The 15326-nt window shown below is 64.1% G+C and carries 15 protein-coding genes; 5 read left to right on the top strand and 10 right to left on the bottom strand.

The genetic code is table 11. The features are described 5' to 3' along the window. The first annotated feature begins 321 nt into the window (after positions 1-321). A complete protein-coding gene (locus I6F28_RS29195) occupies positions 322-852 on the top strand; it encodes an SH3 domain-containing protein (protein ID WP_036009040.1) in 531 nt (176 codons plus the stop codon). Between the two features lie 182 nt (positions 853-1034). Here the strand turns inward: I6F28_RS29195 and irrA are convergent, their stop codons facing one another. Next, entirely contained in the window at positions 1035-1523 is a 489-nt protein-coding gene (gene irrA, locus I6F28_RS29190; RefSeq protein WP_036009037.1) for an iron response transcriptional regulator IrrA, read from the bottom strand. 348 nt (positions 1524-1871) lie between these two features. Here irrA and fabA point away from each other — a divergent pair, with 348 nt between their 5' ends. From fabA to fabI, 3 genes are all read left to right on the top strand, one after another. Further along, the gene (fabA, locus tag I6F28_RS29185; RefSeq protein WP_036009034.1) at positions 1872-2393 is read left to right on the top strand and encodes a bifunctional 3-hydroxydecanoyl-ACP dehydratase/trans-2-decenoyl-ACP isomerase; all 522 of its coding nucleotides are present in this window, start codon (positions 1872-1874) and stop codon (positions 2391-2393) included. A gap of 39 nt (positions 2394-2432) precedes the next feature. Next, entirely contained in the window at positions 2433-3656 is a 1224-nt protein-coding gene (gene fabB, locus I6F28_RS29180; RefSeq protein WP_036009031.1) for a beta-ketoacyl-ACP synthase I, read from the top strand. A gap of 136 nt (positions 3657-3792) precedes the next feature. Beyond that, the gene (gene fabI / locus I6F28_RS29175) at positions 3793-4593 is read left to right on the top strand and encodes an enoyl-ACP reductase FabI (RefSeq protein ID WP_036024482.1); all 801 of its coding nucleotides are present in this window, start codon (positions 3793-3795) and stop codon (positions 4591-4593) included. 129 nt (positions 4594-4722) lie between these two features. Here the strand turns inward: fabI and I6F28_RS29170 are convergent, their stop codons facing one another. From I6F28_RS29170 to I6F28_RS29155, 4 genes are read right to left on the bottom strand one after another with little or no spacing between them, the layout of a single operon-like run. After that, the gene (locus I6F28_RS29170; protein WP_036024484.1) at positions 4723-5319 is read right to left on the bottom strand and encodes a glutathione S-transferase family protein; all 597 of its coding nucleotides are present in this window, start codon (positions 5317-5319) and stop codon (positions 4723-4725) included. 11 nt (positions 5320-5330) lie between these two features. Next, positions 5331-6194, bottom strand: a complete 864-nt coding sequence (locus I6F28_RS29165) for a hypothetical protein (protein WP_225142407.1) — start codon at positions 6192-6194, stop codon at positions 5331-5333. 47 nt (positions 6195-6241) lie between these two features. Further along, positions 6242-6709: a GNAT family N-acetyltransferase gene (locus tag I6F28_RS29160; RefSeq protein WP_036009017.1), complete on the bottom strand. Its 468-nt coding sequence runs from the start codon at positions 6707-6709 to the stop codon at positions 6242-6244. Between the two features lie 7 nt (positions 6710-6716). Further along, positions 6717-7643, bottom strand: a complete 927-nt coding sequence (locus I6F28_RS29155; protein ID WP_036009013.1) for a hydrogen peroxide-inducible genes activator — start codon at positions 7641-7643, stop codon at positions 6717-6719. A gap of 114 nt (positions 7644-7757) precedes the next feature. Here I6F28_RS29155 and katG point away from each other — a divergent pair, with 114 nt between their 5' ends. Next, positions 7758-9932, top strand: coding sequence for a catalase/peroxidase HPI (gene katG, locus I6F28_RS29150; RefSeq protein WP_225142405.1), 2175 nt, complete (start codon positions 7758-7760; stop codon positions 9930-9932). Between the two features lie 64 nt (positions 9933-9996). Here the strand turns inward: katG and I6F28_RS29145 are convergent, their stop codons facing one another. The 5 genes from I6F28_RS29145 to rbfA form a co-directional block, all read right to left on the bottom strand. Next, positions 9997-10719, bottom strand: a complete 723-nt coding sequence (locus I6F28_RS29145; protein WP_276573221.1) for a superoxide dismutase — start codon at positions 10717-10719, stop codon at positions 9997-9999. A 203-nt stretch (positions 10720-10922) separates the two neighbouring features. Beyond that, a complete protein-coding gene (pnp, locus tag I6F28_RS29140) occupies positions 10923-13085 on the bottom strand; it encodes a polyribonucleotide nucleotidyltransferase (protein ID WP_036009004.1) in 2163 nt (720 codons plus the stop codon). Between the two features lie 374 nt (positions 13086-13459). Further along, entirely contained in the window at positions 13460-13729 is a 270-nt protein-coding gene (rpsO, locus tag I6F28_RS29135; protein ID WP_008540131.1) for a 30S ribosomal protein S15, read from the bottom strand. 2 nt (positions 13730-13731) lie between these two features. Further along, positions 13732-14850 carry a tRNA pseudouridine(55) synthase TruB gene (gene truB, locus I6F28_RS29130; protein WP_225142404.1) on the bottom strand — a complete coding sequence of 373 codons (1119 nt, stop codon included), beginning with the start codon at positions 14848-14850 and terminating at the stop codon, positions 13732-13734. Continuing rightward, positions 14847-15278 (bottom strand): 30S ribosome-binding factor RbfA, encoded by a 432-nt coding sequence (gene rbfA, locus I6F28_RS29125; protein ID WP_225142402.1) that lies wholly within the window; start codon positions 15276-15278, stop codon positions 14847-14849. Before rbfA ends, truB begins: the two co-directional genes overlap by 4 nt. Between the last annotated feature and the right edge of the window lie 48 nt (positions 15279-15326).

Below are 15326 nucleotides of genomic sequence, written 5' to 3'. Positions count from 1 at the left end.
TCCTGCTCTCATGAGGCATCGCAGGCCGCCTCTGTCGCCAAAGGCCGGTCGTTGAGGCCTCATTAACCCGGTTGTTCGACACTGCCCTTGCCGTGTCCGTCCCCGGCGTTTCCTCCAAGCTCACCCGACATTTCCGGCCGGAAAATCGGGGCCAATTGGTTGCTCAAGTGCCCGTTCTCTCTAGCAGAAGGCCGGGCCAAGACAAGAACCACGGCTCAAGGCTTGGAACCCGCGTGGGGCGGGGAGAAGGGGCAGGCGCGGCAGGGTTTTGGAATTTGGGGTGAGGGCCCGGTGTGCCGGGTCTTCGAAGGAGACGGGTTGATGGCGTTGGGGCGTTTTTGTTGGGTGATGGCGCTCGTTTGCACTTGGTTGAGCGCCTCGGTCGGGCCCTCGCATGCGGCGAAGGACAATACCCCGCAGACCACCAGCGGCTTGCCGGTGCCGCGCTATGTCAGCCTCAAATCGGATCACGTGAACGTCCGCGCCGGCCCGACCAAGGACAATGACGTCGCCTGGGTCTACACCCGTGCCGGCCTGCCGGTCGAAATTACCGCCGAGTTCGAGAACTGGCGCCGGGTGCGCGATTCCGAAGGCGCCGAGGGCTGGGTCTATCATTCGCTGCTGTCGGGCCGCCGCACCGCGGTCGTCACCATGAAGCACAAGGACGATCTGGCTCCGATCTATGACCGGCCCGATCCCGACAGCGCGGTTGCGGCCAAGCTCCAGGCCGGCGTCGTCACCCAGGTCAAGAAATGCGCCGCAGGCTGGTGCCGCGTCATCGGCAATGGCTTCGACGGCTGGATCCAGCAGGAGCGCCTCTGGGGCGTCTATTCGGACGAGCAGGTCAACTGACGCCGTCGGGCGGCGGAGCAATCTGCCGCCCCAACGTCATGCCCGGGCTTGTCCCGGGCATCCACGCTCTTCTGACTAGTCCCAAAACGTGGATGGCCGGGACATAGGCGAGCGCAAGCGACGCCGTCCCTTTGGACGGCTATGCCCGGCCATGACGACCAAATCAGTGATGCAGGATTAGCTCAGCGCTTCTTGCGCAGGCGCACGACCATGTCGATGCGGGAGATCTCGTAGCCCTCGGGCACCTCCGGCATCTTGGACAGCGCCAGATGCGGATCCTCGATGTCGACCAGCTCGTGGCTGTTCTCGAGATAATAGTGGTGGTGGGTGGTGACGTTGGTGTCGAAATAGGTCTTGGTGCCGTCGACGCTGACCTGGCGCAGCAGGCCGGCATCGGTGAGCTGGTTCAGCGTGTTGTAGACGGTCGCCAGCGACACCGGGACCTTGGCGAGGGTGGCTTCCTCGTAGAGCATTTCAGCCGTGAGGTGGCGTGCGCCCTTGCCGAACAGCAGCCAGCCCAGCGCCATGCGCTGGCGCGTCGGCCGCAACCCCGCGGACTGCAGCATTTCGTTGACGTCGTGCCAGGGACACCCGGTCAGGGCCGGCTGGCGGCCGGACAGGAGGGCCGCGGCATGGTCGTCGTCGTGTTGGGACGCGGTATTCTCGTTCATTTCCAAGATTTCGGGCACGCGTGAACAATATCTACTTGTAACATAAGAAGAGAAAGATGCAGATGCAAGTTTCTCGCAACTAGAGACGTTCTAATTAGGCTCGGAACCGGTTGGGGGAGCCCGTCATTTTACCTTCATCTCTGCGCTTTGCTACCCGAAATGGCCTGTGTTAGAGAGCGCGCGGTTCCGCTTAGCCGATTTTGGCGCAGCCGGGCATGGAGGCCCGGTTGGCAATCCATGCGAAGCTTGCGCAAGTCGCGGCCGGCGGTGGCGATTGGCGGTCCGATCGAGACGGGCCCATTTTCGCCAGGAACGCCGCTCAATCGGGATTTGAACAGAGGCTCGTGAATGCTGAACAGGCGCAACGGTTACGACTATGAAGATCTGCTGGCCTGTGCCCGCGGCGAGATGTTCGGCCCAGGCAACGCCCAGCTGCCGCTGCCGCCGATGCTGATGTTCGACCGCATCACCGACATCAACGACAATGGCGGTGAGTTCGGCAAGGGTCTGGTGCGCGCCGAGCTCGACGTGAAGCCCGACCTCTGGTTCTTCGGCTGCCATTTCAAGAACGATCCGGTCATGCCCGGCTGCCTCGGACTCGATGCGCTGTGGCAGATGGTCGGCTTCTACCTCGGCTGGAGCGGGGGGGAAGGCCGCGGCCGGGCGCTTGGCCTGAGCGAGCTGAAGTTCGGCGGCCAGGTGCTGACCGACGCCCGCAAGGTTGTGTACAACGTCGATATCAAGCGCGTGATGCGTTCGAAGCTCGTGCTCGGCATCGCCGACGGGTGGCTTTCGGTCGATGACCAGATTATCTATCGCGCCAAGGATCTGAAGGTCGGCCTGTTCAAGCAGGGCACGAGCCTGGGCTGAGCGCATCACTAAGAAGACAACGATTGAGGCGAGGCTGTCATGAGGCGGGTTGTGGTCACCGGGATGGGCATCGTCTCGTCGATCGGAAACAACACCCAGGAAGTGCTTGCGAGCCTTCACGAGGCGAAGTCGGGCATTTCGCGGGCTGAGAAATATGCCGAGCTGGGCTTCCGTTCGCAGGTGCAAGGCGAGCCGTCGCTCGATCCGTCGACGGTGGTCGACCGCCGCGCGATGCGCTTCCTCGGCCAGGGCGCGGCGTGGAATCACATCGCCATGGAGCAGGCGATCCAGGATTCCGGCCTGTCGCCCGACGAAGTCTCCAACATCCGCACCGGCATCATCATGGGCTCCGGCGGCCCCTCGGCGCGCACCATCGTCGAAGCCGCCGACATCACCCGCTCCAAGGGACCGAAGCGCGTCGGCCCGTTTGCGGTGCCGAAGGCGATGTCCTCCACGGCATCCGCGACGCTCGCGACCTGGTTCAAGATCAAGGGCGTGAACTATTCGATCTCATCGGCCTGCGCGACCTCGAACCATTGCGTCGGCAATGCCTATGAGACCATCCAGATCGGCAAGCAGGACGTCATCTTCGCCGGCGGCTGCGAGGAGCTGGACTGGTCACTGTCGGTGCTGTTCGACGCCATGGGCGCGATGTCCTCGAAGTACAACGACACGCCGGCCACGGCCTCGCGTCCCTACGATCTCAATCGCGACGGCTTCGTCATCGCCGGCGGCGCCGGCGTGTTGGTGCTGGAAGAGCTCGAGCATGCCAAGGCGCGCGGCGCACGCATCTATGGCGAGGTGGTCGGCTATGGCGCGACCTCTGATGGCCACGACATGGTGGCGCCGTCGGGCGAAGGCGCCGAGCGCTGCATGCGCATGGCGATGTCGACGGTGAAGACCAAGGTCGACTACATCAACCCGCACGCGACCTCGACGCCGGCCGGCGACCCGCCGGAGATAGAGGCGATCCGCAACGTATTCGGCGTCGGCGAGAAGTGCCCGCCGATCTCGGCGACCAAGGCGCTGACCGGCCATTCGCTCGGCGCCACCGGCGTGCAGGAAGCGATCTATTCGCTGCTGATGATGAACAACGGCTTCATCTGCGAGAGCGCGCACATCCAGGAGCTCGACCCCGTGTTCGCCGACATGCCGATCGTGCGCAAGCGCATCGACAACGCCAAGATCGGCACCGTGCTGTCGAACTCCTTCGGCTTCGGCGGCACCAACGCCACGCTGGTGTTCAGCCGGCTGGATGCGTGATCTCTGACTTTGTCATGCCCCGCGAAGGCGGGGCATCCAGTACGCCGCGGCTTCTCTATTTATCACGACGGTCTCTGGAATACTGGATCGCCCGCCTGCGCGGGCGATGACGTCGAAAATAGGAGCGATGGCGGCAATGGAAGGTTTGATGAAAGGCAAGCGCGGTCTGATCATGGGCATCGCCAATGATCATTCCATCGCCTGGGGCATGGCGCGGACGCTTCATGCCCATGGCGCCGAGCTTGCCTTCACCTTCCAGGGCGAGGCGCTCGGCAAGCGCGTCAAGCCGCTGGCGGAGCAGCTCGGCGTCGATCTGGTGCTGCCTTGCGACGTCGAGGACATCGCAAGCGTCGATGCCACCTTCGCGGTGCTCCGCGAAAAGTGGGGCAAGCTCGACTTCGTGATCCACGCGATCGGCTTTGCCGACAAGAACGAGCTGAAGGGCCGCTATGCCGACACCAGCCGCGAGAATTTCTCGCGCACCATGGTGATCTCCTGCTTCTCGTTCACGGAGGTCGCAAAGCGCGCCGCCGAGCTGATGACGGAGGGGGGCAGCATGATCACGCTGACCTTCGGCGCCTCAGAGCGCGCGATGCCGAACTACAACGTGATGGGCGTGGCCAAGGCGGCGCTGGAGGCCTCCGTGCGCTATCTCGCCGCCGATTTCGGACCGCGCGGCATCCGCGTCAACGCGATCTCCGCCGGCCCCATCCGCACGCTCGCCGGCTCCGGCATCGGCGAGGCGCGGGCGATGTTCGCCTTCATGCAGAAGCATTCGCCGCTGCGCCGCGGCGTCACGCTCGACGACCTCGGCGGCTCGGCGCTATATCTGTTGTCGGATCTCTCCGGCGGGGTGACCGGCGAAGTCCATTATGTGGATTCCGGCTACAACGTCATCCTGATGCCGCGGCCGGATGATCTGAAGTCATCGGAATAGCTTCGTAGCCTGGATGGAGCGCAGCGAAATCCGGGACAGGCTCATCCGCGGATGCGATTGCCCCGGATTGCGCTGCGCTCATCCGGGCTACTGCAGCTACTTCGCTTTGCCTACCCTACGAGAGCTTGCTTAACCCGCCGCGATCTTCTCCGCGCGCTGGAAGGCCGGCCGCGCCGTGCAGCGCGCGAGATAGGCGTCGAACGCCGGGCGTGACGGCACCATCTTGAACAGGCGCACCGCGAAATTCAGGCCGGAGCCGATGACGACGTCGGCCGCGGAAAATTCCTCGCCGAGAATCCACGGGCCCTTCTCGAGCGCGGCCTCCAGCACGTCGAACACCTGCGTCGCGCTGCCCCAGGCCGCGGTCGAGGTCGGGATCTCGATCTTGGTGAAGATCTGGATAATGGCGGGCTCGATGCAGCCCGGCGAGAAGAACAGCCATTGCAGGTAGCGCGCCCGGCGCGGATCGGTCACGGCTGGCGCGAGCCTGGTTTCGGGATAGCGGTCGGCGATGTAGGCGCAGATCGCGGCGGCTTCGGCGAGCGCGGCATCGCCGTCGGTCAGCGCCGGCACCTTGCCCATCGGATTGATCTTCAGATAGTCCGGCGCCTTCTGCGCGCCGGTCGAGATGTCGGTCAGCACGCGCTCATAGGGCAGGCCGCTCTCCTCCATCAGCCAGAGCGTCGTGAACGAGCGCGAGCGGGGCGACCAATAAAGCTTGATCATGGCGGGAACCTTTATTGCTGGAGCAGCTGAGGTAGCGTTTTGTCGAGACTCGTCGTCAGCAGCGTGCGGACACCATCGCGCAGCGCTTGGTTGCCCGCCACCTCGTTGGCAGACGCCGGAAAGGCCGTCTCATCCAATTCCTTGTTGGGGCCGCTGATCGGGTTGATCCCGATCAAGCGTGACATCATGGGTTCGGCATCCGTTGACGCCGCGCCCTTCTTGACGACCTCGAACGACTGTCCGTCGTACACGGTGATATAGGTCAGCGCGAACAGGAACGTGCGTCGCTTGATGGGATTGCCCCACTTCACGATGCCAAATCCTTCGACGGATTGATTCGTGTTGCTGAAGCCGTTCTGAAATCTCTCGACCAGGACATAGAGCTGACATTTGGTGCCTGCCGCGCTCTGCTGAACGAATTCCTGCCGCTCCTGGTTTCGTCTCAGCATCGGCGATCCGGATCCGCCAGCCTGCGCCCAGGCGCTCGGTGAATAAGCGAGGCGCTTGACAGATTTGCCGGCTGCGGCCGCGCGAACCCGCGACATGACGATGTCATCAAGTCCCCAGCCATCGATCGCGACGGGCACGTACTCGTTGCCAAACATGGTGAAGCCAACCTGCTGAACACCGAACCGGTTGCCGACGACGGAAATGAGACCAATCCCGCACGGTCCTGCATCCGCAGCGACAGCCTGTTTGGAGCTCGGGGCGGCTTTCGGCGTGGTGCTCTTGGCTGGCCGAGCCGGCGATGGAGCGGATTGGGCCGCCGCGCGTGCGATGAGCCCTAACAGAAAGATCGTAGTCAAGCAGATGCGAAACATAGGACGGCTGATGCAGGTTGCGGTTTCCAGGATATTCTCATCGACGAGAGACATCTACTAGTGCGCGCCGATGACAACCGCAAGGTGAAGACCCGCTCGTCCTACCCGCCGCCTGGCCGTTGCCGCTTCCACCGGTAACACTTCATCACGAACCCGTTCGACGGCTCGATCTCTTCCTTCTCGAACACAAAACCTTCGCGCTCGTACCAGCGCCAGGCCTTCTCGTTCTCGCGGACGCAGCGAAGATAGATCTCGTCGGGCATTTGCGTGCGCGTGAAAGCGAGCAATTGCCGGCCGAGCGATCGGCCCTGATGGGCAGGCGCGACGAACAGCATGTCGAGATAGAGCTTCGGCAGGTGCAGCGCGAGCATCGCTCCGATCGTGCCGCGATCGTCGGCGACGAACAGGCTCCAGCCGTTCTCGATCTCGCGCTTGATGCGCGCACGCAAATTGGCCAGCAGGAAGTCGCTGGCTTCGCCGAGCCCGGTCGAGACCCAGCTCTCCATCCAGACGCGGCCGATCTCATCGTATTCGTCGGAGCGGGCGAGGCGGATGACCGGATGCGACATGAGCCAGTCAAGCCTTCTGGCCGCGCAGGGATTGCCGCGCGCGCACCTTGCCCGCGGACAGGCACACCACCTCGGAGATCTGCAGCAGCTGCCGCGACAGCGGGCTGGTCTTGCGCCAGACCATGCCGATGGTTCGCGACGGCTCGGGGTCGCGGAAGCGCGCCAGCGAGACCGAGGCGGAGCGCGTCTCCACCGGCACCGCCATCTCCGGGATCAACGTGACGCCGATGCCGGCGCTGACCATCTGCACCAGCGTCGATAGCGAGTTCGCATCGAGCATCTCGCGCGGCGGCGCGGCCTGCATGTTGCAGAAGGAGAGCGCCTGGTCGCGGAAACAGTGCCCTTCCTCGAGCAGCAGAAGCCGCATCTCGCGCATCATCTCGCGCGACGGCACCGGCGTGCCTTCATCGGCGCCCGGCCGCACCAGCAGAAACTTCTCCTCGAACAGCGCGACCTCGGTGAGCGAGGGCTCCGACACCGGCAGCGCCACGATGGCGGTGTCGAGCCGGCCCTCCACCAGCTCCTGGATCAGCCGCGGCGTCATGGTCTCGCGCACGCGGATGTCGAGCTCCGGGTGCATGCGCGTGAGGTTCTTGGTGATCTTGGGCAGCAAATAGGGCGCGATGGTCGGGATCATGCCGATGCGCAGGCGGCCGGCGAAGCGGTCCTGCGAAGCGCGCGCGAAATCGCCGAGCTCGTCGACCGAGCGCAGGATGTCGCGGACCCGTTGCGCCAGCTCCTCGCCGAACCGGGTCAGCGCGACCTGGCGCGCGCTGCGCTCCAGCAACAGGCCGCCGAGCGTCTCCTCCAGTTCCTTGATCTGCATCGACAGCGCCGGCTGCGAGATCGAGCAGGCCTCGGCGGCACGGCCGAAATGGCCGTGGCGCGCCAGCGCATCGAAATACCGGAGCTGGCGCAGCGTCAGATTGATCATCAGAAAATCCTATCGCAGCGATCACTAAAGTCAACTTCCCCTGATAGGACGCGACGCTTAGAGTGGTTCTACCTGGCCAAGGGCGCGAGTTCGACGCCGCCAGAGGAGGTATTCATGGACGACACTTCGAAGTGCCCGTTTTCGGGCGGAAAACCCACGCGCTCAAACCGCGATTGGTGGCCGACGCAGCTCAACATCGAGGTGCTGCACAAGAATTCCGACAAGTCCGATCCGATGGACAAGGACTTCGATTACGCCAAGGAGTTCAAGTCGCTCGACCTGAACGCGGTCATCAAGGACCTGACCGCGTTGATGACGGATTCTCAGGAATGGTGGCCGGCCGACTTCGGCCACTATGGCGGCCTCATGATCCGCATGGCCTGGCACAGCGCCGGCACCTATCGCACCACCGACGGCCGCGGCGGCGCCGGCGCCGGTCAGCAGCGTTTCGCCCCGCTCAACAGCTGGCCCGACAACGCCAATCTCGACAAGGCGCGCCGTCTGCTCTGGCCGATCAAGCAGAAATACGGCCAGAAGATTTCCTGGGCCGACCTGATGGTGCTCGCCGGCAACGTCGCGCTCGAATCGATGGGCTTCAAGACCTTTGGTTTCGCCGGCGGTCGCGTCGACGTCTGGGAGCCGGAAGAGCTCTATTGGGGGCCGGAAGGCACCTGGCTCGGTGATGAGCGCTACAGCGGCGAGCGCCAGCTCGCCGAGCCGCTCGGCGCGGTGCAGATGGGCCTCATCTACGTCAATCCGGAAGGCCCGAACGGCAAGCCGGATCCGGTCGCCGCGGCCAAGGACATCCGCGAGACCTTCGCCCGCATGGCGATGAACGACGAGGAGACCGTCGCGCTGATCGCTGGCGGCCACAGCTTCGGCAAGACCCATGGCGCCGGCGATCCCTCGCTGGTCGGTCCAGAACCGGAAGCCGGTGCGCTTGAAGACCAGGGCCTCGGCTGGAAGAGCAAGCATGGGGCGGGCCACTCCGCCGACTCCATCACCAGCGGTCTGGAAGTGACCTGGACGAAGACGCCGACGAAGTGGAGCAACAACTTCTTCGAAAATCTCTTCAACTTCGAATGGGAGCTGACGAAGAGCCCGGCCGGCGCTCAGCAATGGACCGCCAAGAACGCCGAAGCGATCATTCCGGACGCGTTCGATCCGTCGAAGAAGCATCGGCCGACCATGCTGACGACCGACCTCTCGCTGCGCTTCGATCCCGCATATGAGAAGATCTCGCGTCGCTTCCTGGAGAACCCGGATCAGTTCGCGGACGCCTTCGCCCGTGCCTGGTTCAAGCTCACCCATCGCGACATGGGTCCGATCCAGCGCTATCTCGGCCCGCTGGTGCCGAAGGAGACGCTGATCTGGCAGGATCCGATCCCGGCCGTGAACCACGAGCTGGTCAGTGAGCAGGACATCGCGGCCCTCAAGTCGAAGATCCTGGCCTCGGGCCTGACGGTGCCGGAGTTGGTCTCGACGGCCTGGGCCTCGGCCTCGACGTTCCGCGGCTCGGACAAGCGCGGCGGCGCCAACGGTGCGCGCATCCGCCTTGCTCCGCAGAAGGCCTGGGAGGTCAACGAGCCGGCTCAGCTCGCCAAGGTGCTCGGCAAGCTCGAAGCGATCCAGAAGGACTTCAACGCCTCATCCGGCGCCAAGAAGGTCTCGCTCGCCGACCTGATCGTGCTCGGCGGCACCGCCGCCGTCGAGAAGGCTGCCAAGGATGCCGGCGTCGACGTCAAGGTCGGCTTCACGCCGGGCCGCATGGATGCTTCGCAGGAGCAGACCGATGCGGCCTCCTTCGCCCCGCTGGAGCCGCGAGCCGATGGCTTCCGCAACTACATCGGCAAGCGGCATCAGTTCATGCAGCCCGAAGAGGCCCTCGTCGACCGCGCCCAGCTGCTGCGGCTGACCGGTCCGGAGATGACGGTGCTGGTCGGTGGCCTGCGTGTGCTCGGCGCCAATGCCGGCGGGTTGAAGCACGGCGTCTTCACCTCGAAGGTGGGAACGCTAAGCAACGACTATTTCGTCAACCTGCTCGACATGAGCACGCAGTGGGCACCGCCCGGTGCGGACGGCGTCTACGAAGGCCGCGACCGCAAGACCAACACCGTCAAGTGGACCGCAACGCGCGTCGATCTGATCTTCGGCTCGCACTCGCAGCTTCGCGCCTTCGCCGAGGTCTATGCCACCTCGGACTCCAAGGAGAAGTTCGTGAAGGACTTTGCGAAAGCCTGGACCAAGGTGATGAACCTCGACCGCTACGACATCGCGGCGCGATCCTGATCGGGGGCCCGCAAACAAAAGGGCGGCCGAGAGGCCGCCCTTTTTTCATCATCCCGGATCGGCGTTACACGTCGAGTGTGCCGGCCTTCGCGGCAGCGTAGCGCTCGCCCACCGCCTTCCAGTTCACTGTGTTCCACCATGCCTTGAGATAATCGGCGCGCCGGTTCTGGTAGTTCAGATAGTAGGCGTGCTCCCAGACGTCATTGCCGAGCAGCGCCCGCTTGCCGTCCATCATCGGATTGTCCTGGTTGGGTCGCGTTTCGATGGCGAGCTTGCCATCCTTGCTGACAGTCACGAACACCCAGCCCGAGCCGAAGACCCGTCCGCCGGCAGCGTTGAAGTCCGTTTGCAATTTCTCCATGCCACCGAGATCGCTGTCGATCGCGGCGAGCAGGGCACCTTCCGGCTTGCCGCCGTTCGGTCCCATGATCTGCCAGAACATCGTGTGGTTGGCGTGGCCGCCCATGTTGTTGCGGACGCCAGTGCGGATCGCGTCGGGAACGGCGCCGAGATTGCCGAGCACTTCGCTGACCGGCTTTCCCGCGATCTGCGGATTGTCCTTGGCGAAATTGTTCAGGTTGGTGATGAACGCCTGATGATGGCGGCCGTGATGAATCTCCATCGTCTTGGCATCGATATGCGGTTCCAGCGCATTCGCCGGATAGGCCAAAGGATCGAGCTTGAACGGCCCTGCGGCGGCTTGCGCAAACGCCATGCGCGGGGCAGCGGCAGCCGCGACGAGGCCGGTTGCAGTGAACATGAGGCGGCGCCGGGATATGGACGTCATTTGGTTCTCCTGTCTTGGGACGATCCGCTGATGAAGCGTACGGCGGTACGATAGTTACGCAACACCAACCATTCCGGGTTTCGAACGCGGTCACTCCGACGCTGCGGCGGAAGCGCGCATGGCCTGCGATGATGCAGGCGGCACGGCAAAGAAAAAGGGCGGCCTCTCGGCCGCCCTTCGCGTTTCCGGACTGTCGCGAGGCCTTACTCGCCGGCGGCTTCGCGCGGGGCCTTCTCGCCCTCGCCGCCCTTGTCCTTGCCTTCGAGGTCTTCGCCCGTGGTCTGGTCGACCACCTTCATCGACAGGCGGGTCTTGCCGCGATCGTCGAAGCCGAGCAGCTTGACCTTGACCTTGTCGCCTTCCTTGACGACGTCGGAGGTCTTCTGCACGCGGTTGGCCGCGAGCTGGCTGATGTGGACGAGACCATCCTTGGAACCGAAGAAGTTCACGAAGGCGCCGAACTCCATCACCTTGACGACAGTGCCGTCATAGATCTGGCCGACTTCCGGATCGGACGCGATCGACTTGATCCACTTGATCGCCGCCTTCATCGCCTCGCCGTCGCTGGAGGCGACCTTCACGGTGCCGTCATCCTCGATGTTGACCTTGGCGCCGGTCTTCTCGACGATCTCGCGGATCACCTTGCCGCCGGTGCCGATCACTTCGCGAATCTTGTCGGTGGCGATCTTGAAGGTCTCGATGCGCGGCGCGTATTCGCCGAGCTCGGCGCGGGCCGCGGTGAGGGCCTTGGCCATCTCGCCGAGGATATGGATGCGGCCGTCCTTGGCCTGAGCCAGCGCGACCTTCATGATCTCTTCGGTGATGCCCTCGATCTTGATGTCCATCTGGAGCGAGGTGATGCCCGCTTCCGTGCCGGCGACCTTGAAGTCCATGTCGCCGAGATGGTCCTCGTCGCCGAGGATGTCCGAGAGAACCGCAAAGCGCTTGTCTTCGAGGATCAGGCCCATCGCGATGCCCGCGGTCGGCCGCTTCAGCGGCACGCCCGCATCCATCAGCGCCAGCGAGGCGCCGCAGACCGAAGCCATCGAGGACGAGCCGTTGGACTCGGTGATCTCCGACACCACACGCGTGGTGTAGGGGAATTCATGGTGCGGCGGCAGCACCGGACGAATCGCGCGCCAGGCCAGCTTGCCGTGGCCGATCTCGCGGCGCTTGGTGCCGCCGAGGCGGCCGGTCTCGCCGACCGAATAGGGCGGGAAGTTGTAGTGCAGCAGGAACGTTTCCTTGTACGTCCCGGACAGCGCGTCGATGTACTGCTCGTCCTCGCCGGTGCCGAGCGTGGTCACGACCATCGCCTGGGTCTCGCCGCGGGTGAACAGCGCCGAGCCGTGGGCGCGGGGCAGCACGCCGACCTCGGCGACGATGTTGCGCACCGTCTTGCTGTCGCGGCCGTCGATGCGCTTGCCGGTGTCGAGAATATTCCAGCGAACGATCTTGGCCTCGAGCTCCTTGAACACGCCGGCGACACGGAGCTTGTCGTATTTCGGCTCCTGGCCCTCCGGGAAGTAGTGGGCCATCACCTTTTCCTTGACGACGCCGACGGCGGCATAACGCTGCTGCTTGATCGGAATCGCATAGGCGGCGCGCAGCTCCTGCTCGACCAGGCCGAGCATCTCCTTCTCGAGCGCGGCGTTGTCGATGACGGTGACTTCGCGCGGCTCCTTGGCGGCCTTCTCGGCGAGCTCGATGATCGCGTTGATGACAGGCTGGAAGTGGCGGTGACCAAACATCACCGCGCCGAGCATGATGTCTTCGTTCAGTTCCTTGGCTTCCGATTCCACCATCAGCACGGCGTCGGCAGTGCCGGCGACGACGAGGTCGAGCTGGGTGTCGACCATCTCGTCGAGCGTCGGATTGAGAATGAACTCGTCGTTGGCGAAGCCGACGCGGGCCGCGCCGATCGGGCCCTTGAACGGCACGCCGGACAGCGTCAGCGCCGCGGAGGCCGCGACCATCGCCACGACGTCGGGATCGTTCTCCATGTCGTGCGACAGCACGGTGACGATCACCTGGGTCTCGTTACGCCAGCCGTCGACGAACAGCGGGCGGATCGGTCGGTCGATCAGGCGGGAGACCAGCGTCTCCTTCTCGGTCGGACGGCCCTCGCGCTTGAAATAGCCGCCGGGAATGCGGCCCGCAGCGTAGGCCTTTTCCTGGTAATCGACGGTCAGCGGCAGGAAGTCGACGCCCTCGCGCGGCGCCTTCGCCGCGACGACGGTGGCGAGCACCACGGTCTCGCCATAGGTGGCGACGACGGCGCCGTCGGCCTGGCGGGCGATCTTGCCGGTTTCGAGCTTGAGTGGGCGTCCGCCCCAGTCGATCTCGACTGAATGCTTATTGAACATAGAGGTCTTCTTTCATGGGTTCTCGAAAGAAGGGACGCTTCCAAAAACAAAAACCATGCGCAAGATTGCGGGACGCTGATCGGAGCGGATGATCAGCGTCCTGCGATCCTGCCATGGTTTTTGGATGTCGGATGGCGTCCATCCTTTCGGGTCATACGGGCGCCTTGCCCGTTGTGCCCAGCCGCCGGATTGCTGCTGGACTGTCAGTCGGCACGAATGCAAACACCGAAACTTCGATCTTCGCTCATCATGCCCGGACGCGAATCAACAATCCGCATCCGACGCGCACGCAACCTCGATCAAAAAGCTTAAAACAAGCGCTTTCGTTCGAAACCACGCGCGAAAACGCGCGCCGGTGGCGCGCGCAGGAACTCTTAACGACGAATATTGTGCTTCTCGAGCAGCGCCTTGTACCGCGCCTCGTCCTTCTTCTTGAGATAGTCGAGGAGCGAGCGGCGGGTCGAGACCAGCTTCAAGAGGCCGCGACGCGAATGGTTGTCCTTCACGTGGGTCTTGAAATGGTTGGTGAGGTTGTTGATGCGTTCCGACAGGATCGCGACCTGAACCTCGGGCGAGCCGGTGTCGCCGGCCTTGGTGGCATTCGTCTTGATGACTTCCGCTTTGCGTTCTGCGGCAATCGACATCGTCAATTTCTCTCGTTGCGACCGGGGCTGGCAGTCAGGCCGGTCAGGTTGAACACACGCTTGGGGATGATTTCGCCATTGCCAACTTCGGCAAGCGCCAAAAGACGGCCTGCCACCGTGACATAGACTGTGCCGCTACAAGTGGGCGCATCCCGTCCGCGCAACAAAACGGCCTGGCCCCGATGGAGCCTTGCCGCATCAGCCCGAGTGACGGCCAGTGCCGGGATGTCGTCCAGCGCGGTCTCAACGGGCAAAAGCGCGTCGGCGAGGCTGCCCTCGCCGGACGCGGCTCTATCGCACAAAGCCTCCAACTGATCCAGCGGAATCATGTCGTTTTCGCCAAATGGGCCGACCAGGGTCCGCCTCAGCGCGCAGATATGGCCGTAAGTGCCGAGAATCCGGCCCATATCGCGGGCGAGCGCCCGCACATAGGTGCCCTTGCCGCATTCGGCCTCGAACACGGCCCGGTCGTTATCTGGTTGATCGACAAGGGTTAAATGGTGAATCTCGACCGGGCGGGGCGCCAGTTCCACAACCTCGCCGTCGCGGGCGAGGTCATAGGCGCGCTCGCCCTGGACCTTGATCGCCGAATAGCGCGGCGGGATCTGCTCGATCACCCCGGTGAAGCGGGGCAGCAGCGCCAGGATGGCCTCCCGGCTCGGACGCTGCTCCGAGGTCGCGGTCACCCGGCCCTCGATGTCGTCGGTATCGCGCTCCTGGCCCCAGCAGACCGTGAAGCGGTAGCGCTTGCGGCCGTCCATCACGAAGGGGACGGTCTTGGTGGCTTCCCCGAGCGCGATTGGCAAGCCCCCCGAGGCGAGCGGATCGAGCGTGCCGGCGTGTCCGGCGCGCTTGGCGTTGAACAGGCGCTTGAGCACGGCGACGGCCTGCGTCGAGGTCATGCCGATCGGCTTGTCGAGCACGACCCAGCCATGGACGTCGCGGCGGTCGCGGCGGGCCTGGTTGCCCTTCTGCTGCTTGGCCCGCGGATCGTTGTTGACGCGGCGCGGCTCCTGATGCGGCTGCGAATTGCCGCCCATCTCCGCGAAATCGTTGGTCTGCGCGTCGCGCTGATCGGTGTCGTTGCCGCCGATCGTGCCGTGAGCGGGGTCCATGGTCATTGCTCTTCTTCCCGATCCGAATGCGGATCCTGTTCCAAATCCTTCTGCACCGCAGGCGTTCGCAAAAGCTTCTCGATCCGTTCCGCTTCGTCGAATCGTTCGTCGACGCGGAAGCGAATGTCAGGTGCAAATTTCAGGTTAACGCGCCGCGCGACCTCGCCGCGCAAGAACTTCTTGTTGCGCTCGAGCGCAGCGATGACGATCTCGGTGTCGCGGCCACCGAGCGGCATCACGTAGACCGTCGCGAGCTTCAGGTCGGGCGACATCCGTACCTCCGGCACGGTGATGATGTGACCTTCGAGGTCGGCATCATGCACATTGCCTTGCGCCAGAATATCGGCCATCGCGTGGCGAACCTGCTCGCCGACGCGCAACTGACGCTGCGAGCCGCCGGGCGCGGAACCCTTCTTCTGATGATGCCGTGGCATTTTTCGAAAATCACCTCGTCATGCCCGCATCTGGGACACGGGCATTGT

The organism is Bradyrhizobium sp. NBAIM14 (assembly GCF_020193895.1).
Taxonomy (GTDB): domain Bacteria; phylum Pseudomonadota; class Alphaproteobacteria; order Rhizobiales; family Xanthobacteraceae; genus Bradyrhizobium; species Bradyrhizobium yuanmingense.
The sequence above is the reverse complement of the archived record's forward strand: the minus strand, read 5'-3'. Positions and strand labels throughout refer to the sequence as shown.